Below are 22,009 nucleotides of genomic sequence, written 5' to 3'. Positions count from 1 at the left end.
GCGCGCCGCCGCCGGAGACCCCGGCCGTCACTTCGGCGGCGCCGGGATCTCCGGCGGGGAGATCTCCGACCGCTCGATCCCCGACGCCGTCACTCCCACTTCCGCGGGATCCTTCCGTACGTCCCGTCCGCCTTCGGACCGCTCACCGTCGCCGGCGCGGGCGGTGAGCGTGAGCGTGACCGCGGTGATCAGCGCGAACGCGAGGGCCGTACGGACGGGACCGGTACTCGTACGCGTACTCATGCGCGTACTCGTACGCGTGCGCGTGCTCATGGCTTCGGGTTCTCCAGGATTTTCTCGAACGGCAGCGGGCCGATCGACTCGGGATCGGCGGTCACGTCGAACAGCGGGCGGTAGCCGCTCGCCAGGTAGAGGCCCCTGGCCTCCGGCTGGCGGGGGCCGGTCGTCAGGTGGACGCGGGAGTAGCCGCAGGCGGCGGCCTCCCGTTCGAGCACGGTCAGGACGCGGCGGGCGAGCCCGCGCCTGCGGTGCGCCGAGTGGGTCCAGATCCTCTTGAACTCGGCGGTGTGCTCGTCGTAGCGGCGGTAGGCGCCGCCCGCCACGGGCCGGCCCTGCTCCAGGAGGAGCAGGAAGGCGCCGTGGGGAGGGGCGAACTCCTCCGCCGGGTAACGGCTCAGATCGTGTGCGGAGCCGTACCGGGTCGTGTATTCGTGCGCCAGCTCGTCGAGGAGCGGGCGCGCCAGGGAGTCGGTGGTCGTGGTCCGGTGCACGGACAACGCGAAGGTCATGGCGGTCCTTCAGGGCGAAGGAAGGTGGAGTCGTTCCTGAGGGCGAAGGCGGGCGGAGCCGTCCCACGGGACGAAGGCGGGCGGCGTCGTCCCTCAGGAGGAAGGAGGACAGCGGGGCAGGGCGAGGGGAGGGGAGAGCTCAGGCGCCCACGAGGGGCCCGGGTGTGAAGGCGCCGCGGAAGAGAGCACGCGGGCGGGGCAGAGCGGAGGGTCGGCTCAACAGGAAGAGGACCACACGCGACCGAAGTCGATGTGGGAGCGCGTGACCAGCTGCTGCTGCGGATGCATGGCCCCAGTGGAACAGGCATCCGCCGACCCGTCAACCTCGATGAGACGTACGGCTCACAGTGCGGACACCCTTGACACCGGGCCGTGTTGACCACATAGCCTCGAAGGGCGGATCGGGCTGAGGGGCCCGGATCCGTGCTCAGCGCGTGTGAAGGCGCACCCCCGTGTTCGATCCGCCCTCTGGCATCCACGGAGCCTTCGCATGTCCGCGACCCTCGTCCAAGTCCCCTCCACGGCCCCGCCGGCCGAACCGTCCCTCCGCGTCGTCCCCACCCACCGAGCCGGGCACCACCGCGTCGTGCGGCACCACGTCGAGCGGCACCACGCCCGCGGCACGGCCGGTGCGCGATGAGCGGCCGCCCGTCGACCGTTTCTTCGACCACGTCGTCGACCGCCGCGTCGGCCACGCCGTCGACCGCTCCGTCGATCGTGATCGTGGGCGCCGGGCCGCGGGGGACCGGTCTCCTCGAACGCCTCGCCGCCAACCTGCCCGAGCTGTACGGCGACGGCCCCCTCGACCTCCATGTCGTCGACCCGCACCCGCCGGGCCCCGGCCGCATCTGGCGCACCGGGCAGTCCCCGCTGCTCTGGATGAACTCGCGGGCCGAGGACGTCACGATGTTCACCGACGAGACCGTGGACCTCGAAGGCCCCGTCCGGCCCGGACCCACCCTCGCCGAATGGGCCGGCATCGACGGCGGCACCTTTCCCACCCGGCCGCAGCAGGGCGCCTACCTGCGCTGGGTGTACGAGCGGGCCCGGGCGTCCCTGCCACCCTCCGTCACCGTCCACGAACACCGCACCACCGCCCTGCGCGTCGGCGGCCCCCGCGAGGGACGCCAGCGGGTCTGGCTGGACGGTCGCTCCGTACCCCTCCTCGCCGACCTCGTCGTCCTCACCGTCGGCCACCTCGACGCCGAACCCGACCAGGAGCAGCGGGCCCTGGCCGACTTCGCCGCCCGCCACGGCCTCGTCCACCTGCCGCCGGGCTTCACCGCCGACACCGACCTCACCGCCCTCCGCGCCGGCGAACCCGTCCTCGTCCGCGGCCTCGGACTCGCCTTCGTCGACCTGACGGTGCTGCTCACCGAGGGCCGCGGCGGACGGTACGAGGGCGAGGGCGACGCGCTCGTCTACGTACCCTCCGGCGAGGAACCGGTGCTGTACGCCGGATCGCGGCGGGGCGTCCCGTACCACGCGAAGATCGGCTACGTCCTCGACGGCGAACGACCCCCGCTGCCCCGGTTCTTCGGGACCGAGCAGACCGACGCCCTGCTGAGGCGGACCGGGCCGGTCGACTTCCGGCGCGACGTGTGGCCCCTCGTCGACAAGGAACTCGGCTGGGCCCACTACCACCGGCTGTTCTCCACCCACCCCGAGCGGACCGCGCTCGCCTGGAGCGACTTCGAGAAGGCGTACGAGGCAGCCCCGCCGCGCGGGGCCGAACTCGCCGCGGTCGTCGCCACCGCCGTCCCCGACCCCGCCGACCGGCTCGACCTCGACGCCCTCGACCACCCCCTGGACGGCGTCCGCTTCTCCTCCGCCGAAGCCCTCCAGGACGGCCTGCGCGACTACATCACCCACGACCTGACCCGCCGCCACGACCCCGCCCACAGCCCCGACGCCGCCGTCTTCGCCGGTCTCCTCTCCGTCTACGGCCGACTCCTGCGGCTCGGTACGCGCCTGGAACCGGACGGCTGGTGGCACGGCTTCTTCAGCTACCTCGCCTCCGGGCCCCCCGGCCCCCGGCTGCACCAGCTCCTCGCCCTCTCCCGGGCCGGCGTCGTCCGCTTCCTCGGCCCCCGGGTGACCGTCGAGACCGACGAGGAACGCGGGCTCTTCCGGGCCGCGTCCCCCGCCGTACCGGGGGAGGGGACCCCGGCCCGCGCCCTGGTCGAGGCCCGGCTCCCCGACCCCACCGTCGAACGCACCGGCAGCCCGCTCCTGCGCGCCCTGTACGAGGCGGGCGCGCGGGCCACCGCCGACGGCCTGCTCGCCGTCGACCCCGCCGACGGCCGGATCCTGGAGCGCGACGGCCGGCCGCACCCGCGCCGCTTCGCCCTCGGCCCGCACACCACGGCCCGTGCCGGCGCGGCCTTCACCCGGCCCCGTACCGGCGGGGTCGCCTTCGGGCAGAACGACGTCACCGCACGGGCCGCGCTGACCTTCCTGCGCGACCGGGAGTGTCGGCTCCCGGTACCGCTGAGCGCCTGACCGCGCGCTCCCCTTCCCACGAGCTTTCCCCGCGAGCTTTCCTGCCCGCGCGCTCCCCCTTCCGCGCGCTCGCCACCGCGCCCCTTTCCGGCCTTCCCGCCCCTTCCGAGGAACCGTCATGGCTCTCACCAGTGATCCGCCCGCCACCGAGAACGTCGTGAAAGACCCGCCCGCCACCGAAAACGCCCTGAAGGACCCGTCCACCACGCCGTCCGCACCCGCCGCGCTCGTCGTCGTCCCCGTGCGTCACCCCTGGCGCTGGGCGGCCGTCGCCGCCACCGCCGTCCTGCTCGTCCAGTTCGCCCACGGCCTCGTCACCAACCCCGGCTGGGAGTGGGACGTCTTCGCCGCGTTCTTCACCACGGAGACCATCCTCCGGGCCGTCTGGGTCACCCTCCAACTCACCTTCTACGGCACCGCCCTCGGCTTCGCGCTGGGCATCGTGCTCGCCTTCATGCGGCTGTCCGCCAGCCCGTTCCTGCGGTCCGTCGCCTTCGGCTACATCTGGGCCTTCCGTTCCATCCCGCTCATCGTCCAGCTGCTCTTCTGGTTCAACCTCGCCTATCTGTACGAGGAGCTGAGCATCGGCATCCCCTTCGGACCGAGCCTCCTCTCCTTCGACACGACGGGCCTGGTCGGCGAGATGAGCGCCGCCGTCCTCGGCCTCGCCCTGCACCAGGCGGCCTACGCGGCGGAGATCGTCCGCGGCGGGGTGCTCGCCGTCGACCAGGGCCAGTCGGAGGCCGCGGCCTCGCTCGGCATCCCGAGGCTCCGGCAGGCGCGGCGGATCGTGCTGCCGCAGGCGATGCGCTCGATCCTGCCCAACGCCGCCAACGAGATCATCTCGCTCTTCAAGGGCACCTCGATCGTCTCCGTCATGGCGATCGGCGAACTCTTCTACCAGGTCCAGGTCGTCTACGGCCGCAACGGACGGGTCGTCCCCCTCCTGATGGTCGCCACCGTCTGGTACGTCCTGCTCACCACCGCGCTCTCCGTCGTCCAGCACTACGTCGAACGCCACTACGCGAAGGGGAGCGTCCGATGAGCTCCGTCACCGCGGACCCGAAGACCGAGGCCGGGGAACGGGCCAAGGTCGAGATCCGGGGCGTCCACAAGAACTTCGGCCCGCTCCACGTCCTGCGCGGCATCGACCTCGACGTCCGCGCCGGCGAGGTCACCGTCGTCCTCGGCCCCTCGGGCTCCGGCAAGTCCACCCTGCTGCGGACCGTCAACCACCTGGAGAAGGCCGACAGCGGCACCGTCAGCGTCGACGGCACCCTCGTCGGCTACCGCCGCTCGGGGAACAGGCTCTACGAACTGCGCGAGCGCGACATCCTCAGGCAGCGCACCCGGATCGGCTTCGTCTTCCAGAACTTCCACCTCTTCCCGCACCTGACCGTCCTGGAGAACATCGTCGAGGCCCCCGTCTCGGCCCTGAAGCGCCGCCGCGAGGACGCCGAGGCCGCGGCCCGGAGCCTGCTGACGCGCGTCGGACTCGCCGACAAGGCGGAGGCGTACCCCAAGCAGCTCTCCGGCGGACAGCAGCAGCGGGTCGCCATCGCCCGCGCGCTCGCCCTCGAACCCGGCCTGCTCCTCTTCGACGAGCCGACCTCCGCACTCGACCCCGAACTGGTCGGCGAGGTCCTCGACGTCATCAAGGACCTGGCCGCCTCCGGCACCACCATGATCGTCGTCACCCACGAGATCGGCTTCGCCCGCGAGGTCGCCGACACCGTGGTCTTCATGGACGAGGGCCGGATCGTCGAGCAGGGCCCGCCGTCCCAGGTGCTGGACAACCCGCGCCACGAGCGCACCCGCGCCTTCCTCTCCAAGGTCCTCTGACCTCCCCTCTCTCTCACACACACAGGAGCACCGCCATGAAGACCCGCCGCACCCTCCTCACCGCCCTCGCCTCGCTCACCGCCCTCGGGGTCCTCACCGCCTGCGGCGCGGGCGACGCCGCCGTCGAATCGCTCAAGCCCGAGGGGAAGAAGGGCGGAGGCATCAATCTGAGTCCTCAGCAGAACCGCGTCCACACCCCCAAGGTCGACGCCCTCGCCGGTCTGCTGCCCGAGGCCGTCCGCGCGAGAGGCACGCTCGTCCTCGGCGTCTCCGCGACCGGCAATCCACCGCTCAACTTCCACGCCACCGACGACAAGACGCTGATCGGCGTCGAGGTCGACCTCGCCACCCTGGTCGCCGACGCCCTCGGTCTGAAGCCGGAGTTCCACCCGGTCGCCTGGGAGAACCTCTTCGTCGGCCTGGACAGCGGCAAGTACGACGGCGTCTTCTCCAACGTCACCGTCACCGAGGAGCGCAAGGACAAGTACGACTTCGCCACCTATCGCCTCGACGACCTCGCGTTCGAGGCGAAGAAGGGTTCCGGCTGGACGGTGAAGGGCCCCGAGGACGTGGCCGGCAAGAAGATCGCCGTCGGCTCCGGCACCAACCAGGAGAAGATCCTCGTCGACTGGTCCGCGCGGAACGAGAAGGCCGGCCGCGAGCCGGTCGACATCACGTACTACCAGAACACCTCGGACTACTACCTGGCGCTCCAGTCCGGCCGGATCGACGGCTACCTCGGCCCCAACCCCGTCGCCGCCTATCACGTGCTCTCCGCCGGACAGACGGAGATCGTCGGGAAGTTCTCCGGCGCGGGCGCCGGCCTCCAGGGCAAGATCGCGGCCACCACGAAGAAGGGCAGCGGACTCGTCGCCGCCTACGCGGCCGCCCTCGACCACGTCATCGAGAACGGCACCTACGCGCGGGTCCTCAAGCGGTGGGGCCTCGAAGGCGAGGCCGTGAAGAAGTCGGAGATCAACCCGCCGGGTCTGCCCCGGACCAAGAACTGACCCGCTCCGTACCGGAGAACCGTCAGAACGATCCTGAGAGAGACCGCATGAGCAGCACCCGAACGCTCCATCTCGCCGCCGAGCTCGCTCCCGGACCCGGCGGAACCCCCGGCACCGCCCCTTCCACCTCCGCCGCGCCCACCGTCGCGCTCGCCCGGCTCGCCGAGGCCGCCGGGCTCGACCTCCTCACCCACGACGACTCCTTCGCCCGGCCCGGCCTCGACGCGCTCGCCGTCCTCGCCCGGGTCGCTCCCGAGACCCGTTCCGTCGGCCTCGTACCGACCGTGACCACCACCCACACCGAGCCCTTCCACGTCCAGGCCGCCGTCGCCACCCTCGACTGGGTGAGCCGGGGTCGGGCGGGCTGGCGGATCGCGGTCTCCCCGACCGCGGCCGAGGCCCGGCTCTTCGGCCGCCGCGAGGTCCCGCCCACCGCCGAGCTCTGGCAGGAGGCGGGCGAGGTCGCCGAGGTCTCCCGCAAGCTGTGGGACAGCTGGGAGGACGACGCCGAGATACGCGACGTGGTGACCGGACGGTTCGTCGACCGCCGCAAGCTGCACCACGTGAACTTCCAGGGCGCGACCTTCTCGGTCAAGGGCCCCTCGATCGTCCCCAGGCCCCCGCAGGGCAACCCGGTGACCGTCGTCGACGCCACCCGCCCCGCTGCCCGTGACACCGCCGCCCACCACGCGGACGTGGCCCTGATCAGGGCCTCCTCCGCCGAGGAGGCCGCCGCCCTCCGCGCCGAACTGCACCGGGCGGCCCGCGCCCACGGCCGCGACCCCGGGCAGCTGCGCGTCCTGCTCTCGGCCACGGTCGACCTCGACGCGTACGAGGGCGGGCCCGGGGCGCTCGCCGAACTGATCGCCGGCTGGCACGGCGGCGGCGCGATCGACGGCTTCCACCTCGTCCCGGCCGTCCCCGAACGGGACCTGGAACGGTTCACCACCGGCACCGTGACCCGGCTCAGGGACCAGGGTCTCTTCCGTACCGCCTACGAGGGCACCACCCTCCGCGACCACCTGGGGCTCACCCGCCCCGTCAGCCAGTACGCCACGACGGGAGCAGGCGCGTGAGCACACCCGCGAGCCGGAAGCTGATCCACCTCGCCGCCCACTTCCCCGGCGTCAACTCCACCACCATCTGGTCCGATCCGCGCTCCGGGTCGCAGATCGACTTCTCCTCCTTCGAACACCTCGCGAGGACCGCCGAGCGCGGCCTCTTCGACTTCTTCTTCCTGGCCGAGGGGCTGCGGCTGCGCGAGCACGACGGGCGGATCCACGACCTCGACGTCGTCGGCCGGCCCGAGTCGATCACCGTCCTCAACGCGCTGGCCGCCGTCACCGACCGGATCGGCCTGGCCGGCACGGTCAACGCCACCTTCAACGAGCCGTACGAACTGGCCCGGCGGTTCGCCTCGCTCGACCACCTCAGCGCGGGCCGGGCCGCCTGGAACGTCGTCACCTCGTCGGACGCCTTCACCGGCGAGAACTTCCGGCGCGGCGGCTACCTCGACCGCGCCGACCGGTACACCCGGGCCGCCGAGTTCCTCGCCACCGCCCGGGAACTGTGGGACTCCTGGACCCCGGACGGCCACCCGCGGCCCTTCGCCCACAGCGGGCCGCAGTTCCGGATCGAGGGCGAGTTCACCGTCCCGCGCTCCCCGCAGGGGCATCCGGTCGTCATCCAGGCCGGGGACTCCGCCGAGGGCCGGGAGTTCGCCGCGTCGGCCGCCGACGTGGTCTTCACCCGGCACTCCACCCTGGAGGCGGGCCGGGAGTTCTACGCCGACGTCAAGGGGCGGCTCGCCCGGTACGGGAGGGACCCCGGCGACCTGAAGATCATGCCGGGGGTGACGTACGTCCTCGGGGACACCGACGCCGAGGCACAGGAGCGGGCGGCCGAGATCCGCCGCCTCCAGGTCTCCCCGCAGAACGCGATCCTCGCCCTGGAGCAGGTCTGGGGCCGCGACCTGTCCGGCTACGACCCCGACGGGCCGCTCCCGGACATCGACCCCGACCCCGATTCGGCGCTCGTCCAGGGCCGGGTGCGGATCGCCGACCCGGTGGCGGTGGCCAGGAAGTGGCGGGAGCTCTCCGAGGCGAAGGGCCTGTCGATCCGTCAGACGGTCATCGAGTCCTCCGGCCGTCAGTCCTTCGTCGGCAGCCCGGCCACGGTGGCGGCGGCCCTGGAGGAGTTCGTCGCCACGGACGCCGCCGACGGCTTCATCCTCGTCCCGCACCTCACCCCCGGCGGCCTCGACGACTTCGTCGACCGGGTCGTCCCGCTGCTCCAGGAGCGCGGAGCCTTCCGTACGGAGTACTCCGGCACGACGCTCAGGTCGCACCTCGGGCTTCCCGGGCCCGTATGGAAGGGTTGAACACCATGAGCACGGATCAGCAGACGGATCGACAGCAGGACTGGCAGCGCTGGCACGAGCAGCGCGAGGCCGCGGTCTCCTCCTCGTACGGCCCGCTCTCCCTCACGGGCACCCACTGGCTCGCGGACTTCCCCGAGGGGCGGATTCCGGCCGTTCCCGGTGAGTGGCGGGAAGACGGCGACGAGGTGCTCCTGTCGGCGGGCGCCGAGGACGCGGTCACCGTCGACGGCAAGCCCCTCATCGGCACGGTCCGGCTCACCGCCGACCACGGTCCGATCCACGAGTCCCGGGTCGAGTCGGCGGGCCGGCGGCTCGTGGTCCTTCGACGCGAAGGGCTCTGGGCCGTACGGGACTTCGACCCGGAGTCGGCGGCGCGCCGCGCCTTCCGGGGCATTGAGGCCACCCCGTACGACGAGCGCTGGGTGATGCCCGGCGTCTTCCGTCCGTACGGGGAGACCCGCAGCGTGCGGGTGGAGAACGCCGACGGCAGGGAGCGCGGTCTCGGCCTCTCCGGGGAGCTGGTCTTCGGCCTGCGCGACGGCGAGCACAGCCTTCAGGTGGCCGTCGAGGAGGACGGCTCCTTGTGGGCGGTCTTCGCGGACGCCACCAGCGGCCGGGACAGTTACCGCTTCCGCTTCCTGCGCCCGGCGGCCCCGGCGGCGGACGGCTCGGTGACGGTGGACTTCAACCGCGCGCTGCTTCCGCCGTGCGCCTTCGTCGACCACTTCATCTGCCCTTTCCCGCCGCCGGGGAACACGCTCGACATCGCCGTCCCGGCGGGGGAGCGGCGGCTGATCCCCTCCTGACCGGGTCTTCGGCGGGAGACGGGACGGATGAGGGGTGCCCCCGGCCGTGACGGCCGGGGGCACCCGTCCGTTCGGCGGTCTTGTGCGTCCGCTCAGAGAGGGCCACTATCGCTGTCGGTGCATGTCAGGAACACGTCACCTGGCGGCGCCTCATGGGCCCGCCATCCACGGGCCCCTCCGCTTTTCCTAGAAGGAGAATCGTGAGGAGCACAGTGAGGAACACCCGCACCCGTCTGCTCGCCCTCGTCGCCGGAATCGCCGCCGTGACGGCCGTCGGACTCCCCGGAGCCCAGGCCGCCCCCGCCCCCGGCCCGGCCGGAGCCGCCCAGCTCGCCCGCGCCGACGCCGCCGTCGACGCCGCCGGTGTCGGCGGCACCGCCTGGTACGTGGACAGAGCGGCCGGCCGGGTCGTCGTCACCGCCGACTCCACCGTCACCGACGCGGGGATCGCGAAGATCCGCGCGGCGGCCGGTGCCGACGCCGGAGCCCTCCGCGTCCAGCGCACCCCCGGCGTCTTCAAGCCCCTGCTCGGCGCGGGCGACGCCATCTACGGCAGCGGCTACCGCTGCTCGCTCGGCTTCAACGTACGCAGCGGCAGCACGTACTACTTCCTCACCGCCGGCCACTGCGGCAACGTCGCGAACACCTGGTACGCCAACTCGGCCCAGTCCACCCTGATCGGCGCCACCGTCGGGTCCAGCTTCCCCGGCAACGACTACGCGCTCGTCCGCTACGACAACGCCTCGCTCGCCCACACCGGGGGCTTCACCGCCGCCGACGCCTACGTGGGGGAGCCCGTCAAGCGCTCCGGCTCCACCACCGGCACCCGCAGCGGCACCGTCACCGGGCTGAACGCCACCGTCCACTACTCCGGCGGCGGCACCGTCCGCGGCATGATCCAGACCAACGTCTGCGCCGAGCCCGGCGACTCCGGTGGCGCGCTCTACGACGGAACCAAGGCGCTCGGCCTCACCTCGGGCGGCAGCGGCAACTGCTCCACCGGCGGCACCACGTTCTACCAGCCGGTTCCGGAGGCCCTCGCCAAGTACCGGGTCAGCCTCTACTGATCCGCCACCCGCACGGCCCGTTCACCCATCCCCCCACCCAGGAGGAACGAGAAGTGAGGACCATGCGCACCACCCCCACGAGAAAGTTCCGGCTGCTCGCCCTCGCCGCCGGTCTCACCGCCGCCGCGGCGACGCTCGCCGTCCCCACCGCGAGCGCCGACTCGGCGCGGACCTTCGGCGCCGACCGGCTCTCCGCGGCGAGCGACGCCGTGCTCGCCGCCGACGTGGCCGGCACCGCCTGGCACGTCGACACCGCCACCGGGAAGGTCGTCGTCACCGCCGACTCCACCGTCTCCCCGGCCGAGATCGCGAGGATCAAGCAGCGGGCGGGCGCCGACGCCGGTGCGATCCGGATCGAGCGGACCCCCGGGAAGTTCACCAAACTGATCTCCGGCGGCGACGCGATCTACGCCGACGCCGGCTGGCGCTGTTCGCTCGGCTTCAACGTCCGCGACAGCGCGGGGACGTCCTACTTCCTCACCGCGGGTCACTGCACCGACGGGGCCGGGACCTGGTACTCCAACTCCTCCCGCTCGACGGTCCTCGGCTCCACGACCGGGTCGAGCTTCCCGGTCAACGACTACGGCATCGTCCGCTACACCAACAGCGCGGTCTCCAAGCCCGGCACCGTCGGCAGCGTGGACATCACCAGCGCCGCCAACGCGACCGTCGGCATGTCGGTCACCCGCCGCGGCTCCACCACCGGCACCCACAGCGGCTCGGTGACCGGCCTCAACGCCACCGTGAACTACGGCGGCGGGGACATCGTCTACGGCATGATCCGCACCAACGTCTGCGCCGAGCCGGGCGACTCCGGCGGCCCGCTCTACTCCGGCAGCCGCGCCATCGGCCTCACCTCCGGCGGCAGCGGCAACTGCTCCTCGGGCGGCACGACCTTCTTCCAGCCCGTGACGGAGGCCCTGAGCGCGTACGGGGTCAGCGTCTACTGACCGGCCCCGGCTCCGAACCGTCCCTCCGACCGCTCCGGCGGCCGGAGGGAGGGTCGTTGGTGCCACGCGGATGCCGATGACCCGCACCTCGAAGGGCCGGGATCAGACCCGGGTGTCGTTCAGCTCCCCGGCGATCGGCTCTCCCTCCGGCTTGCGCTTCAGCGAGGACATCACCAGGGTGACCGCCGCGCCGACGACCGCCCAGGCCGCGAGGACCAGCATCGAGCCGGTCATGTCGTTGCCCTTGAAGTACGCGATCGAGCGCGCCGCCCAGGTGCCCGCGCCCGGCGGCAGGGCGGGGCCGATCGCCTTCCAGAACGGGGGCAGCATCGGCAGAGGGAAGGCGCCGCCCGCGCTGGGGTTGCCGGCGACCACGACGATCAGGATCGCCAGGCCGATGCCGACGATCCCGAAGACCGACTGCAGGGCGAGGGTGGCGCAGCCGACGGCGAAGACGACCAGTGCGCCGAGCCCCCACAGGGCTGCGACGCTGCCGGGCAGGGCGCCCAGGACCGGGCCGACGATGACCGCGCCGCCGAGGCCGCCGAGGACCGAGTAGACCGCGAGCACGCCGAGGCGGATGATCGCGCGCTCGCGGTTCGCGGGCCGGGAGCCCGCGCTGATCGCCAGGATCGCGGCGCAGATGTAGCCGCCGACGCACCAGCCGACGACGAGGTAGAAGGCCGAGAGCCCGTCGAAGTCCTCCGCCGACGCCGGGGCCACGTCGACCGTCCGTACGGTCCGCTGCTGTGCCCCCTCCACCCGGGTGAAGATCGTCTCAAGGGCGGAGGAGAGCACGGTGCCGCCGCCGGAGGCGACGAGCAGGGTGTCGGTGCGGCCCCGGGGGTCGACGATCAGGGCGCCGTCGATGTCCCGGTTCAGGATCTGCTGCCGCGCCTCGGCCTGGTCGGCGACCGTACGCGGGTCGAGCGGGTCGCCGGGGAGCTTCTCCAGCTGGCCGAGGAGCTGGGCGGAGACCTGTTGCGGCGCGACGACGCCGAAGGGCACGTCCCTCGGCTGGGGATGGTGCAGGGCCCCGACGTACGAGGCGATGAACAGGAGCTGGAGGGCGAAGACACCGACGACCAGGAGGGCGGCTCGGGGCGTGACGGCGCTTTTCAGTTCGTCGACGAGGCTCATGCCCTCACGCTCCGGGGCGGGGGGTGTTTCCGCAGGTGGGGTGCGCCCGGACGGGTGAGGCGGGGAGGGGTCGCACGTCTTGCCGTACGGACGTTCGAAGCGGTCCGGGGCGAAGAAGCCCCGCCCGAGGGCGATCCTCCCGAACTCGCGGGAAACCCAACAGGCCGAATATCAAACCATCTTGACGATGCATCACTTTTTACCGACGCGTAACTTCCCAGTCGAGGCTACCGGTGCGTAGCTTGGCTGAAGCGCATCCCCACTTGTGGTCCGGACCGCAGGGCGTCACACCCCACCTTTCCCCTTGAGCCGCAAGGAGATCGCCCGATGCTGCCCCGGACCCCCTGGAAGCACGCCGTCAGAGCGCTGTCCGTCCTGCTCCTCACCGCCGCCGCCACCCTCGCCCCGACCACCGCCGCCTCGGCCGGGACCGAGACCGCCACCACCAGCCGTGGCTGGAACGACTACTCCTGCAAGCCCTCCGCCGCCCACCCGCGCCCCGTCGTCCTCGTCCACGGAACCTTCGGGAACTCCGTCGACAACTGGCTCGGCCTCGCGCCGTACCTGGTCAACCGGGGCTACTGCGTCTTCTCGCTCGACTACGGCCAGCTGCCGAACGTGCCGTTCTTCCACGGGCTCGGCCCCATCGCCGCGTCCGCCGGACAGCTCGACAGCTACGTCGACCGGGTCCTCGCCGCCACCGGCGCCCCCGAGGCCGACCTCGTCGGACACTCGCAGGGCGGCATGATGCCCCGCTGGTACCTCAAGTTCCTCGGCGGGGCCGAGAAGGTGAACGCGCTCGTCGGAATCGCCCCCGACAACCACGGCACCACCCTCCTCGGCCTCACCAAGCTCCTGCCGTACTTCCCCGGGGCCGAGGACCTGATCAGCTCCACCACCCCGGGCCTCGCCGACCAGATCGCCGGCTCCCCGTTCATCACCGAGCTCAACGAGGGCGGCGACACCGTGCCGGGCGTCCGCTACCACGTCATCGCGACCCGGTACGACGAGGTCGTCACCCCGTACCGCTCGCAGTTCCTGTCCGGGCCGAACGTCACCAACGTCCTCATCCAGGACAAGTGCGCGCTCGACCTGTCCGAGCACGTGGCGATCGGCACGGTGGACCGGGTCACCTTCCACGAGGTGGCCAACGCCCTCGACCCGGCCCACGCGACCCCGACCACCTGCCTCTCGGTGATCGGTTAGCCCTGCCGGGCCGTCCGCCCCCGCCGGACGGCCCCGAAGAGCACGGCCGCACCGAGCGCGAGCACGGCGGCGCCACCGATCGCGAGGTACGGGGTGACGGCGTCGCCGCCCGTCTCCGCCAGCTCCACACCGGAGCCGGAACCGGCGGGGGCGGGCGCGTTCGGGGCGGGGGCCTGAGCGGGGGCCGTGGTGGTTGCCGGGGCCGTGGCGGTGGCCGTCGCGGCCGCCCCGGTCGGCGCCGCGGCGGCCGACGGGACCGTCGTGGCCGGGGCCGCCGCCGTCTCCCCGGCGCCCGTCGCCGCGTCGCCGTCCCCGTGCCCACCGTGCTCGACCGACGACTCGTCCTGGCCCGCCTCGATCTGCTCGTCGCTCGGCGCGGAGGCGGTCGGCGCCGGGGCCGTACCGCCGCCGTCCTTCCCGAACACCACGTCCGAGCAGGTGTAGAACGCCTCGGGCGAGTCGGAGCGCTGCCAGATCGAGTAGATGAGATGACGGCCGGACTTGTTCGGCACGGTCCCCTCGAAGACGTAGTCGCCGCTCTCCATCCGCGGGTCGGTCACCGTCGCGAACGGCTTCTCCTCCAGGTCCGACCACGCCAGCGGCTTCGACGGGTCGTACCCGTCCTTCGTCACGTACAGCTCGAACGATCCCCGGTGCGGCGCGGTCCCCTTGTAACGGAAGGTGTGCGCGCCGGACGTCATGCCGCTCGCCGGCCAGTCGGTCCGCGCCAGGTCCAGCCCCCGGTACTTGTCGTTGCCCGCGCTGCACAGCTCGCCGTCCGGGATCAGCTCCCGGTGCTTCCCGGCGGCGTTCGCGATGTTCACCGCGTTCCAGTCGTAGAACGCCTGCGCCCCGCTCGCCGCCACCGCCGCCTTGCACGCCGCCGACCGCGGGGACTCCGGCCCCTCCGCGTAACAGGCCGAGACCCGGCTCACCGGATCGGTCATCGACCCGTGCGCGAACGCGGGCGCGGAGACGAGCCCGGAGAGGGCGAGGACCGCGGTGGCGGTGACGGCCGAGGCCGTACGGCGAGACGTCATGGGGGGACAGCTCCTTCACGAGGGCGGTACGTGGGGGTCGGCCAGAAAGCTAGCCGCCGCCACCCGCGGAAAAGCCGGTGGAGCAGGGAAGAGGACGATTCTTAGGACCGCTTTAAGACGCAGGTAAGAGTGCCCTCAGGGAGCGCCTGCCGCTGGGCCTCGAAGCGCTGAGCTGAGACGCCCTGTTGGTCCGTGGGCGTTCGTCTGGGCCCGCTGGATGTCGTGTGCGGTGGCTCCCTGTGTGGCTCTCCCGGGGAGCCACACAGGGAGCGGCAGCGGAGCCGTGGTATCCCGTCGCGGAGACCGGTTACCCATTACTAGGCTGCACAGGGGTGGGGCTGTACTGGGAAGATGCTGCTCGTTGCGCAGGAAGTAACCCACCCCCGCCGAGGAATAGACCCATCCAGGACTAAACAGGTATAGGGCCGATTTGAGGGGTGACCGATGGTGAGTTCCGGTCAGCGCGGGCGGCCCGCGTATGGCTTACAGGCGGCCGAGAGTCTGCGTGCCCCTTGTGCCTGGCGCCATCAAATCTGCCGGCACTGCGGCCTGGGCAGGGTGCCGGTAGCTGGGCAACTTCAGTAGGCGGGGATCGGCGCACAGTGGCAGGGGGCGGCCTCATGATTTTCTGAGCCGTTAGTTGCGAACATCCTCAGTGGCCCAAGTTCCGGTTCCGGTGGCAACGTCCTCTATGGTATTTCCTGCACGCTCATAAGCGACTGGCATATCGAATCTGGTACTGGCGGACCCATTGCGATCAGACCGAACCACTATGGGGGTCTGATCGATAACTCGATGAATCTTGCCGGTACCTTTTTCCGTCCATCCGCACCTGAATCGGGCGTCACTTTTCGGTGTAAAGCCGCTGCCGATTAGATACACGGAATAGGCCCCATTAGCTTTGACCGACGCGTGGAGGTTCATGGGGAACTCAAGCGCGAAGTCAAAGGTTGTAGGGAGGTCGCCGTGCCCTTCGTGCTCACCGCCCTTTGGGCATACCCCCTTCGGTGAATGCTCTACGCCTTCGTAGAAGAGTGATAGGCATTTCCAGCATGCGCGCCAGCCATCCTGCCGGTAGTCAGTTGTGTCCCACCAGTGCATCAGATGGAAGTCATAGTCTGCCTTGCCATGCTCCCCACCCGCCGGACAGGCGCCCTTGTAGTTGTCGTGCCCGTTAAACATCAAGCATTGGCATTTGGGGCAGTTTCGCCAGTTGGATTGGTAGGTTTGAGAGACGATAGCAGGAATTGGCACCTCGTTATAAGTCAGGTGGAATTCGTAGCCGTGAGGGACATGTTCGCCCATGTTCGGCGCGGCTGAACAAACGCCGCCTTTTTCGAATCCGTCGTAAAAGAGGCTTCTGCAGAAATAGCAGTATCGCCAGCGGTTTTGTGTGGGCATCGCAACTCCTGCTAGGCATGCGGTGAAGCGTCAAACGTACAAAGGTCACAATCGCGCGAAAGTAATGAACTTGATCCCGGCGCTTAGGATATGCCCGCGATCGAGCCCCTGGGTAAATTTTTGGTCATCACCTCCATTGAAGCCCTGAATCGCATGCCTTGCAACCACGTCACCACAGTTATTGATGGTTAAATTTTACGACTAAAAGTTGACCCGTAAATGATTTACGATCTGCCTCGGGACGATCAATCGCAGTGCGGACCGATCGCCTTGAAGGAGGTCCGCAGCTTGCCGTCCCAGCCTGAATGCCTAAAGGTCGGATCCGCCGAGATCGACGCCTTGTCCGGTAAAGCCCCTACGAGATGGCGCCCGACTGACTACCGACGAAACGAGCGTTGCTGACGCGCGCAGACTGACGAGGCCGTCTCTGCGCGGAGTGGTCTTGTCACGTAGTAGCAAGCCCTCTCAAGTACGTCGTAGCGCCCACAGCGACGCCGTGAGCAGGGCTCGTGGGAAGCTTGATTGGCTGGACGGAGCTGACTGTCACAGGAGGTACGTGTGTCTCAACCAAGTCCGCGTGGGACCTATCTCGTGGTCTCGGAGGCTCTGCGTGTACGAATCGTTGAGGGAGCCTACGCCGACGGTCTGCCTTCCGAAGCGGAGATCGGGCGAGAGTTCGGCGTAGCGCGTACGACTGTTCGGCGAGCCCTGCGTGCCTTGGAAGAGTCGGGCGACATTGCGACGGTTCCGGGAGTCGGGCGGCAGGTGGCGGCGTCAAGCAAGGTGGCGCCATACGAGCAGATCAGGTTGGACCTACAGAAGCGCATCCGCGAGGGCACGCTCCCGGTTGGTGCACGCCTGCCCAGCGAGGCAGAGCTGGCGGAAGCCTACGGAGTGTCCAGAGGTACCGTGCGGCGCGCCGTTCGCGAACTAGAGACGACTGGGTACGTGAGAGCCCAGCACGGCGTTGGGCGGTTCGTCAGCTCGGCACCGTGAATCGAGATGAAGCCGGAGGGTACGCACTGTGAAGTTGGCCGAGTGGACATATGACCTCGCCGAGTCCATGCTCGCCGATTGCTTCCCGGATCGGTGGGCTCATTCTCAGCGGGTCTACTCCCAGGCTTTGGCGCTAGCGCCAGCCCTTGGGGAAGACGCTGAACTGCTGGCAGCCGCAGCCATCGCACACGACGTCGGCTATGCCCGAGAGGCCGTGGACACGGGGCAGCACATGATCGACGGTGCCCGGTACCTCCGGGACGTGGTGGGGGCAGATCCTCGGCTATGCAGCATCGTCGCCTTCCATACATCCTCTCCGTGGGAGGCCGTCGAGCTTGGGCTGTCCGAGGCGCTCGACGAGTTCGGGCCGGCGGAACACGAGCTGGTGGACGCGATCACTTATTGCGACCTGACGAGCAGCCCCACGGGGCAGCTAGTTGACCCTGCTCAGCGGTTGGCGGAGGTGCTGGACCGGTACGGTCCTGGGCACGTCGTATTCCGTGCTGTCTCGGCGGCACGGCCTGAGCTGCTGAATCGAGTGGAACGCGTTCAGCAGCGCCGGGCCGTGGCTGCCCAGGAGAGGTTCAGCTGATACGGGGGACGGGTGATTCACGGAAGCCCTCTTCGAGGCGAAGCCTCGTCGTGGGCGCCATGTCGAGCGAATCGACATCGGACCGTGGAACCCATCGAACTTCGAAGGACTCGGAGCTCACCTTGATCTCGCCGCTGATGGGCCTTGCCCGGAAGCACAGCGAGAACTCCTGGCGGACCTCGCCGTCTGAGAACTCGATCACGTGGCCAGGGTCGGTGAAGATGCCGACCAAGCCGATCACTTCGACTGCGATTCCTGTCTCTTCCAAGACCTCTCGCCTGACGGTTCCGGCGATGCTTTCGCCGATCTCCTGGACGCCTCCGGGCATGCCCCAACGGCCGTTGTCCGAACGGCGTTCCAGGAGAACCTCATCTGCGTCGTTGACTACGAAGGCGGTCACCGCCGGCACGATGGAGTTGGCTTTTGGTGCTGTGGGATCGTTGAAGTAGTCCGTGCGGGTCATGGTTGCCCTTCGATGGGTACGGCCTCGCTCCACACCTTCTCGAAGCTCTGCTGGTAGGTGGAGACCAGTTCGGCGCCGACCACCTTCCTCAGGTGCAGTACCGGGGCCATGGGTGCGCTGACTCCGTAGACCTGGGTATTCACGAGCCACTCGTCGTCGGAGCGATACAGGGAGTTGTGGAGCGTCGACCTGTGCAGCCGAAACTCGATGCCAGGCATTGCGTAGAGAGGGCGGTAGAGCTTCATGACCTCCCGCACCTTGTACGCGACGCCCTCCCCGATCTCCTCCTCCTCGCCCCGGCGCTGGATCTCCGGGCTCTCTGGGTCACCAAGGAGGATCCGGGCGCGGACGCCGGAGGATGCCTTCAGCTTCAGCAGCTGCGTCCAACGTGGGTTCTCTGCAAGGAACACGCCAGCGTGAACCAGGATGCCTATCTCGCGCTCGGCCCTGCCGAAGAGCTGTAGCCAAAGGTCCGCAGGGACGTAAGAGCGATGCGGGTACACCTTGAGGACTTCGGCGTCGGCTGCGTCCTTCCGCTGCCCTTCTGGTAGCCCATCAGGCCACAGGTACGCCTCGTCTTCCCGCAGGTAGGCGGCGATGGTGAGTCGGTGTCGGCGGTATGGAGCACGCCCTTGGGTGATCCAACGCTCGACGGTCTTCGGGTCCACCCCGGCGTGTTCAGCCATCGCATCCACCGTCACGCCGCTCGACAGCATGGCGGATCGTAACCGCTCGTTGGCCATCTAATCCCCCAGGGACGTCCAGGGACGTAGTCGTCCCACAAAACGCTATCGAGGACGTCCCAAGTCGTCCAGCGACGTGGTGACTTCGTCCTGGCCCTCAGCGGCAATCTGATGACACACCACACCGGCGCGGAAATCGCGAAGGGCTTGACAGCCCGAATCGAGCGAGCCAATCTGAGATGCATGTTCAAGCGTGTATCGCTTCGGTGATGCGTGCAGCTTTGTCACAACTCAACAGCGTGATCCACCGCAGCACGACGGCCGTGACAGCTCCGGCTGGTGGCGAGTGGAGACCAGCCGACCGAGACCGGGCCCGCGTCACAACCGGGCCCCACACCCCGCAGGGGGACACGCAGTCGGCTCTAAAGAACCGCGTGGCCGACATTGACGCCGCAACGCGCTCCGGGAGTCGGACCTCCCCGGGGTCAGCGGCACCACGCGCGTCGGAGGTCCGACGCAGTACCCCACGACTTCCGCAGCCACTCGGCTGTGGCCGGTTGCCTCCTCCGCCCGTCTCGTACGGGCGGGGTCGAGGGGAGCCGGAGATTCCTGGTTCTGACGGCGAGAGGCCCCGGAGCGGACACTCCGGGGCCTCGGTTCGGGCCGTCCCACCCTGAGAGGAAGTACGACCCATGAACGTGATCGTTGCTGGTCAGCGGATCGTTACGCAGGCCGAGCTGATCGAGGCCGCGCTCGGCTTCGACGCCGACCCGGCCGGGCCGCTGGAGTTCGACTCCGCCGTCGGCCAGGACGCGCTGCGCGGCATCGTCGCCGTCCTGGAGGCCGAGGCCGCGACCGACGTCGACGCCGAGGATGTCGCGCACTACCGGGGCCTGCTCGGCGCCCGGGTCCTGGCCTTTCCCCGCCGCTCCGCCCTCGGCTCCGTGCGGGGTGCCGCGTGAACACCCTCGCCTACTACCGGCTGCTGCTGGTCCTGTGCGTCGCCGCCGAGGTCTGGGGCGTGGTCATCGGCGTTCAGGACGTCGCCCTCGTCGGTGCCATCGCCGCGCTCGGCGTGATCGGCGTCGACCGTCTGCTGCTGCGCGCCGACCGGTACGAGGAGTTCGTTGAGGCGGGTGAGGAGCGGTGAAGTCCCTCGCCCAGACCGTGCTGTTCGTGCTGGCCGTCCTGGAGCTCGCGCTCGGCCTGCTGGCCGGGACGGTGGCGCTGCTGAGCCTGATCACCGAGACCATCGCCCGGGCCGCTGCGGCTGCCGACGAGCGGTTCGCACGCCGGTTCCGGCTGGACCGGGTCTCCCCCAAGCTCCGCCAGGAGCTCGCCGACGTCCTGTACGGGATCACGACCCCCGCCGGAGGTACCCGATGAGCAGCTACCGCGAAGACCGGCGCGCGGACCGGGCCACCGAGCGGGCCCAGGACCGTGAGGACCGGCGCCTGGAGCTCGAAGCCGCCCAGCAGCGCGAGCGGGTACGGGCGGAGGAGAAGCGCAAGGACGCCGAGGCCAGGCGCCGCCAGGAGCAGGCCGAGAAGAAGGCCAAGCTCGCGGAGCAGGCGGCGAAGAGGGCGGCCGCCGCCGCCCAGCGCGCCAAGCTGGTCCGCTGGCTGAAGACGAATCCGGCGACGCTGTTCGTCGGCTTCGTGATGGTCGCCTCGATCGTCCCGGCGTTGCTGTCCCAGATCGGCGCCCTGACCGGTGCCACCGTGGCCGTGCCGATGGCCGGCCTGCTCGCGGCGATGCTGGAGGGCGGCGCCTGGGCCATCACGTTCATGGGCAAACAGGCCGAGGACGCCGGCCGCGAGCCCCGCAAGTACCGGATCGGCACCTGGACCGTCGCCACCGTCGCGGCGGCGGTGAACTTCTGGCACGGCTGGGAGCAGTACGGCGCCCACCCGTGGGTGGCGTTCGTCCTCGGCGCCTCCTCGCTGTTCGCGATCTACATCTGGGACCTGAAGACCCACGGCTCCCACGGCAAGACCCGGGAGCAGAAGCAGGCAGAGAAGGCCCGCAAGGCGCATGTCTCCGCCCGCCGCAAGCACCACCCGCAGATCGTCGAGCAGGCCGTCAAGCTCCAGGCCGCCCTGCCCTACGGGGTGCTGGACGACGAGGCGGCGTTCGCCGCCGCCTGGCGGATCCACACCGGCGCCGAGCCCGGTCTGTCCGCCCAGCTCTACGCCACCGCGACCGAGGCGGTGCTCCAGCTCGGGGCGGCGTTCGAGCTCGGCGACAACGTCCGCGACGAGCTGCTGGAGACCGGCTTCAAGGCCGCCCGGCTCAACCCCTTCCCCGAACTGACCCAGACCCCCACATCCCAGGCGGGAATTGGGTCGAACACTCCCGAACCGCCCGCCGAGAAGCCCCGTGAGAGCGGGCCCCGGGGACGGTCCGACGAGGAGCTGAACGCGCTCCTGCCGGACGCCCTGACCGCCGCCGCCGAGCTCGTCGCCGAGGGCCGTCAGATCTCCGCCCACGGCCTGGCGAAGAAGCTCCAGATCCGCCGCGAGGACGCCGTCGTCCTGCGCGACCGCGTCATCGAACAGCGCCGCCTGCACGTCGCCTGACCCACCCCACCGCATACCAGGGAGCGCCCGTCATGGGTCTGTTCAGCCGCAAGCAGCTCGACCCCCGCTTCGTCACCGAGAACGTGGCCGCCGCCGACAAGCCGGACACGTCCGTGACCCGGAAGAAGCCCGCGCACACCGTCACATGGCCGGTCGCGCCGTCCGGCATCCGCACCGTCCTCGTCGAAGGCGCCCGCTCTCCCCAGGACGCCGTCACCCGCGCCCTGCGCGACCAGCGGGGCATCGAGCGGACCACCACGCGTGGCTACCGCGTCCGCTTCGAGGCCACCCCTGAGGTCTGGCTCATCGACTCCACCGGGGCCCGGGACGTGACCGGCCCCCGCCTCGCCCAGTCCTGACCCACCCCATGCACGCGGGGCCCGGCCCTCGCCTGGCAGCACCGGCCGGGCCCCGCTACCTCACCAGGAGGCACCGCAAGCATGCCCGAGCACTCCACCGAAACCAACGCCCCCTCCACCCCGACCACGCCCGCCGAGCCGACGATCGCGACCGTCACCTTCCTCCGCCCCCCCCCCCCCCCCCCCCCCCCCCCCCCCCCCCCCGGGGGCCACCCCCGCCCCCCCGGACCCCCCCGGCCCGGGC

At 70.4% G+C, this 22,009-nt stretch carries 25 protein-coding genes; 18 read left to right on the top strand and 7 right to left on the bottom strand.

What is annotated here, in order from left to right:
* Positions 1–27 precede the first annotated feature (27 nt).
* Both ACFWUY_RS27695 and ACFWUY_RS27690 read right to left on the bottom strand, forming a co-directional pair.
* The gene (locus tag ACFWUY_RS27695; RefSeq protein ID WP_384115151.1) at positions 28–243 is read right to left on the bottom strand and encodes a hypothetical protein; all 216 of its coding nucleotides are present in this window, start codon (positions 241–243) and stop codon (positions 28–30) included.
* Positions 244–269: 26 nt separating this feature from the next.
* Positions 270–749, bottom strand: coding sequence for a GNAT family N-acetyltransferase (locus tag ACFWUY_RS27690; RefSeq protein ID WP_384115148.1), 480 nt, complete (start codon positions 747–749; stop codon positions 270–272).
* A gap of 490 nt (positions 750–1,239) precedes the next feature.
* On the opposite strand from ACFWUY_RS27690, the gene ACFWUY_RS27685 reads away from it, so the two are divergent.
* From ACFWUY_RS27685 to ACFWUY_RS27640, 10 genes are all read left to right on the top strand, one after another.
* Positions 1,240–1,389 carry a hypothetical protein gene (locus tag ACFWUY_RS27685; protein WP_384115145.1) on the top strand — a complete coding sequence of 50 codons (150 nt, stop codon included), beginning with the start codon at positions 1,240–1,242 and terminating at the stop codon, positions 1,387–1,389.
* The gene (locus tag ACFWUY_RS27680) at positions 1,386–3,251 is read left to right on the top strand and encodes an FAD/NAD(P)-binding protein (protein WP_384115142.1); all 1,866 of its coding nucleotides are present in this window, start codon (positions 1,386–1,388) and stop codon (positions 3,249–3,251) included. Before ACFWUY_RS27685 ends, ACFWUY_RS27680 begins: the two co-directional genes overlap by 4 nt.
* Positions 3,252–3,369: 118 nt before the next feature.
* Positions 3,370–4,296 carry an amino acid ABC transporter permease gene (locus ACFWUY_RS27675; RefSeq protein ID WP_384115139.1) on the top strand — a complete coding sequence of 309 codons (927 nt, stop codon included), beginning with the start codon at positions 3,370–3,372 and terminating at the stop codon, positions 4,294–4,296.
* Positions 4,293–5,093 carry an amino acid ABC transporter ATP-binding protein gene (locus ACFWUY_RS27670; protein ID WP_384115130.1) on the top strand — a complete coding sequence of 267 codons (801 nt, stop codon included), beginning with the start codon at positions 4,293–4,295 and terminating at the stop codon, positions 5,091–5,093. The genes ACFWUY_RS27675 and ACFWUY_RS27670 overlap by 4 nt, the downstream gene beginning before the upstream one ends.
* 35 nt (positions 5,094–5,128) lie before the next feature.
* Positions 5,129–6,103 carry an ABC transporter substrate-binding protein gene (locus ACFWUY_RS27665; protein ID WP_384115123.1) on the top strand — a complete coding sequence of 325 codons (975 nt, stop codon included), beginning with the start codon at positions 5,129–5,131 and terminating at the stop codon, positions 6,101–6,103.
* A gap of 47 nt (positions 6,104–6,150) precedes the next feature.
* Entirely contained in the window at positions 6,151–7,179 is a 1,029-nt protein-coding gene (locus tag ACFWUY_RS27660) for an LLM class flavin-dependent oxidoreductase (protein ID WP_384115119.1), read from the top strand.
* Between the two features lie 23 nt (positions 7,180–7,202).
* Positions 7,203–8,483 (top strand): NtaA/DmoA family FMN-dependent monooxygenase, encoded by a 1,281-nt coding sequence (locus ACFWUY_RS27655; RefSeq protein ID WP_384115294.1) that lies wholly within the window; start codon positions 7,203–7,205, stop codon positions 8,481–8,483.
* Between the two features lie 5 nt (positions 8,484–8,488).
* Positions 8,489–9,289 (top strand): DUF1684 domain-containing protein, encoded by an 801-nt coding sequence (locus ACFWUY_RS27650; RefSeq protein ID WP_384115112.1) that lies wholly within the window; start codon positions 8,489–8,491, stop codon positions 9,287–9,289.
* A 152-nt stretch (positions 9,290–9,441) separates the two neighbouring features.
* Positions 9,442–10,356 (top strand): S1 family peptidase, encoded by a 915-nt coding sequence (locus ACFWUY_RS27645; protein ID WP_384115106.1) that lies wholly within the window; start codon positions 9,442–9,444, stop codon positions 10,354–10,356.
* Between the two features lie 53 nt (positions 10,357–10,409).
* Positions 10,410–11,306: a S1 family peptidase gene (locus ACFWUY_RS27640; protein ID WP_384115099.1), complete on the top strand. Its 897-nt coding sequence runs from the start codon at positions 10,410–10,412 to the stop codon at positions 11,304–11,306.
* A gap of 102 nt (positions 11,307–11,408) precedes the next feature.
* On the opposite strand, the gene ACFWUY_RS27635 is transcribed toward ACFWUY_RS27640, so the two are convergent.
* Positions 11,409–12,446 (bottom strand): DUF3533 domain-containing protein, encoded by a 1,038-nt coding sequence (locus tag ACFWUY_RS27635; protein ID WP_384115094.1) that lies wholly within the window; start codon positions 12,444–12,446, stop codon positions 11,409–11,411.
* Positions 12,447–12,773: 327 nt separating this feature from the next.
* On the opposite strand from ACFWUY_RS27635, the gene ACFWUY_RS27630 reads away from it, so the two are divergent.
* Complete coding sequence (locus ACFWUY_RS27630) at positions 12,774–13,652, top strand: esterase/lipase family protein (RefSeq protein ID WP_384115089.1); 879 nt, start codon at positions 12,774–12,776, stop codon at positions 13,650–13,652.
* Here ACFWUY_RS27630 and ACFWUY_RS27625 read toward each other — a convergent pair.
* Both ACFWUY_RS27625 and ACFWUY_RS27620 read right to left on the bottom strand, forming a co-directional pair.
* Entirely contained in the window at positions 13,649–14,692 is a 1,044-nt protein-coding gene (locus ACFWUY_RS27625; RefSeq protein WP_384115083.1) for a lytic polysaccharide monooxygenase, read from the bottom strand. The genes ACFWUY_RS27630 and ACFWUY_RS27625 overlap by 4 nt on opposite strands.
* A 636-nt stretch (positions 14,693–15,328) precedes the next feature.
* Positions 15,329–16,093: a hypothetical protein gene (locus tag ACFWUY_RS27620; protein WP_384115076.1), complete on the bottom strand. Its 765-nt coding sequence runs from the start codon at positions 16,091–16,093 to the stop codon at positions 15,329–15,331.
* Positions 16,094–16,651: 558 nt separating this feature from the next.
* On the opposite strand from ACFWUY_RS27620, the gene ACFWUY_RS27615 reads away from it, so the two are divergent.
* Together ACFWUY_RS27615 and ACFWUY_RS27610 are read left to right on the top strand one after the other, a co-directional pair.
* Entirely contained in the window at positions 16,652–17,089 is a 438-nt protein-coding gene (locus ACFWUY_RS27615; protein ID WP_384115070.1) for a GntR family transcriptional regulator, read from the top strand.
* Between the two features lie 28 nt (positions 17,090–17,117).
* Positions 17,118–17,681, top strand: coding sequence for an HD domain-containing protein (locus ACFWUY_RS27610; RefSeq protein ID WP_384115061.1), 564 nt, complete (start codon positions 17,118–17,120; stop codon positions 17,679–17,681).
* Here ACFWUY_RS27610 and ACFWUY_RS27605 read toward each other — a convergent pair.
* Positions 17,674–18,144, bottom strand: coding sequence for an NUDIX domain-containing protein (locus ACFWUY_RS27605; protein ID WP_384115058.1), 471 nt, complete (start codon positions 18,142–18,144; stop codon positions 17,674–17,676). The two genes, ACFWUY_RS27610 and ACFWUY_RS27605, sit on opposite strands and share 8 nt — an antisense overlap.
* Positions 18,141–18,860 carry an XRE family transcriptional regulator gene (locus ACFWUY_RS27600; protein WP_384115055.1) on the bottom strand — a complete coding sequence of 240 codons (720 nt, stop codon included), beginning with the start codon at positions 18,858–18,860 and terminating at the stop codon, positions 18,141–18,143. The genes ACFWUY_RS27605 and ACFWUY_RS27600 overlap by 4 nt, the downstream gene beginning before the upstream one ends.
* 659 nt (positions 18,861–19,519) lie before the next feature.
* On the opposite strand from ACFWUY_RS27600, the gene ACFWUY_RS27595 reads away from it, so the two are divergent.
* The 5 genes from ACFWUY_RS27595 to ACFWUY_RS27575 are packed head-to-tail and all read left to right on the top strand — an operon-like array spanning position 19,520 to position 21,765.
* The gene (locus tag ACFWUY_RS27595; protein WP_384115052.1) at positions 19,520–19,789 is read left to right on the top strand and encodes a hypothetical protein; all 270 of its coding nucleotides are present in this window, start codon (positions 19,520–19,522) and stop codon (positions 19,787–19,789) included.
* Positions 19,786–19,977, top strand: a complete 192-nt coding sequence (locus ACFWUY_RS27590) for a hypothetical protein (protein ID WP_384115049.1) — start codon at positions 19,786–19,788, stop codon at positions 19,975–19,977. Before ACFWUY_RS27595 ends, ACFWUY_RS27590 begins: the two co-directional genes overlap by 4 nt.
* The gene (locus ACFWUY_RS27585) at positions 19,974–20,213 is read left to right on the top strand and encodes a hypothetical protein (RefSeq protein ID WP_384115046.1); all 240 of its coding nucleotides are present in this window, start codon (positions 19,974–19,976) and stop codon (positions 20,211–20,213) included. The genes ACFWUY_RS27590 and ACFWUY_RS27585 overlap by 4 nt, the downstream gene beginning before the upstream one ends.
* A complete protein-coding gene (locus tag ACFWUY_RS27580) occupies positions 20,210–21,406 on the top strand; it encodes a hypothetical protein (RefSeq protein WP_384115043.1) in 1,197 nt (398 codons plus the stop codon). Before ACFWUY_RS27585 ends, ACFWUY_RS27580 begins: the two co-directional genes overlap by 4 nt.
* A gap of 32 nt (positions 21,407–21,438) precedes the next feature.
* The gene (locus ACFWUY_RS27575; protein ID WP_384115041.1) at positions 21,439–21,765 is read left to right on the top strand and encodes a hypothetical protein; all 327 of its coding nucleotides are present in this window, start codon (positions 21,439–21,441) and stop codon (positions 21,763–21,765) included.
* Positions 21,766–22,009 lie beyond the last annotated feature (244 nt).

This window comes from Streptomyces sp. NPDC058664 (assembly GCF_042716635.1).
Classification (GTDB): Bacteria; Actinomycetota; Actinomycetes; order Streptomycetales; family Streptomycetaceae; genus Streptomyces.
Note: the sequence above shows the minus strand (reverse complement) of the source record. Positions and strands in the feature narration are given on the sequence as shown.

What these genes read in the sequence shown, in the direction of transcription:
- ACFWUY_RS27695 (WP_384115151.1), bottom strand. Translation starts at nt 243, where the DNA reads ATGAGTACGCGTACGAGTACCGGTCCCGTCCGTACGGCCCTCGCGTTC.
- ACFWUY_RS27645 (WP_384115106.1), top strand. Translation starts at nt 9,442, where the DNA reads ATGGGCCCGCCATCCACGGGCCCCTCCGCTTTTCCTAGAAGGAGAATC.
- ACFWUY_RS27595 (WP_384115052.1), top strand. Translation starts at nt 19,520, where the DNA reads ATGAACGTGATCGTTGCTGGTCAGCGGATCGTTACGCAGGCCGAGCTG.
- ACFWUY_RS27650 (WP_384115112.1), top strand. Translation starts at nt 8,489, where the DNA reads ATGAGCACGGATCAGCAGACGGATCGACAGCAGGACTGGCAGCGCTGG.
- ACFWUY_RS27685 (WP_384115145.1), top strand. Translation starts at nt 1,240, where the DNA reads ATGTCCGCGACCCTCGTCCAAGTCCCCTCCACGGCCCCGCCGGCCGAA.
- ACFWUY_RS27635 (WP_384115094.1), bottom strand. Translation starts at nt 12,446, where the DNA reads ATGAGCCTCGTCGACGAACTGAAAAGCGCCGTCACGCCCCGAGCCGCC.
- ACFWUY_RS27665 (WP_384115123.1), top strand. Translation starts at nt 5,129, where the DNA reads ATGAAGACCCGCCGCACCCTCCTCACCGCCCTCGCCTCGCTCACCGCC.
- ACFWUY_RS27605 (WP_384115058.1), bottom strand. Translation starts at nt 18,144, where the DNA reads ATGACCCGCACGGACTACTTCAACGATCCCACAGCACCAAAAGCCAAC.
- ACFWUY_RS27630 (WP_384115089.1), top strand. Translation starts at nt 12,774, where the DNA reads ATGCTGCCCCGGACCCCCTGGAAGCACGCCGTCAGAGCGCTGTCCGTC.
- ACFWUY_RS27660 (WP_384115119.1), top strand. Translation starts at nt 6,151, where the DNA reads ATGAGCAGCACCCGAACGCTCCATCTCGCCGCCGAGCTCGCTCCCGGA.
- ACFWUY_RS27690 (WP_384115148.1), bottom strand. Translation starts at nt 749, where the DNA reads ATGACCTTCGCGTTGTCCGTGCACCGGACCACGACCACCGACTCCCTG.
- ACFWUY_RS27625 (WP_384115083.1), bottom strand. Translation starts at nt 14,692, where the DNA reads ATGACGTCTCGCCGTACGGCCTCGGCCGTCACCGCCACCGCGGTCCTC.
- ACFWUY_RS27680 (WP_384115142.1), top strand. Translation starts at nt 1,386, where the DNA reads ATGAGCGGCCGCCCGTCGACCGTTTCTTCGACCACGTCGTCGACCGCC.
- ACFWUY_RS27620 (WP_384115076.1), bottom strand. Translation starts at nt 16,093, where the DNA reads ATGCCCACACAAAACCGCTGGCGATACTGCTATTTCTGCAGAAGCCTC.
- ACFWUY_RS27580 (WP_384115043.1), top strand. Translation starts at nt 20,210, where the DNA reads ATGAGCAGCTACCGCGAAGACCGGCGCGCGGACCGGGCCACCGAGCGG.
- ACFWUY_RS27675 (WP_384115139.1), top strand. Translation starts at nt 3,370, where the DNA reads ATGGCTCTCACCAGTGATCCGCCCGCCACCGAGAACGTCGTGAAAGAC.
- ACFWUY_RS27600 (WP_384115055.1), bottom strand. Translation starts at nt 18,860, where the DNA reads ATGCTGTCGAGCGGCGTGACGGTGGATGCGATGGCTGAACACGCCGGG.
- ACFWUY_RS27670 (WP_384115130.1), top strand. Translation starts at nt 4,293, where the DNA reads ATGAGCTCCGTCACCGCGGACCCGAAGACCGAGGCCGGGGAACGGGCC.
- ACFWUY_RS27575 (WP_384115041.1), top strand. Translation starts at nt 21,439, where the DNA reads ATGGGTCTGTTCAGCCGCAAGCAGCTCGACCCCCGCTTCGTCACCGAG.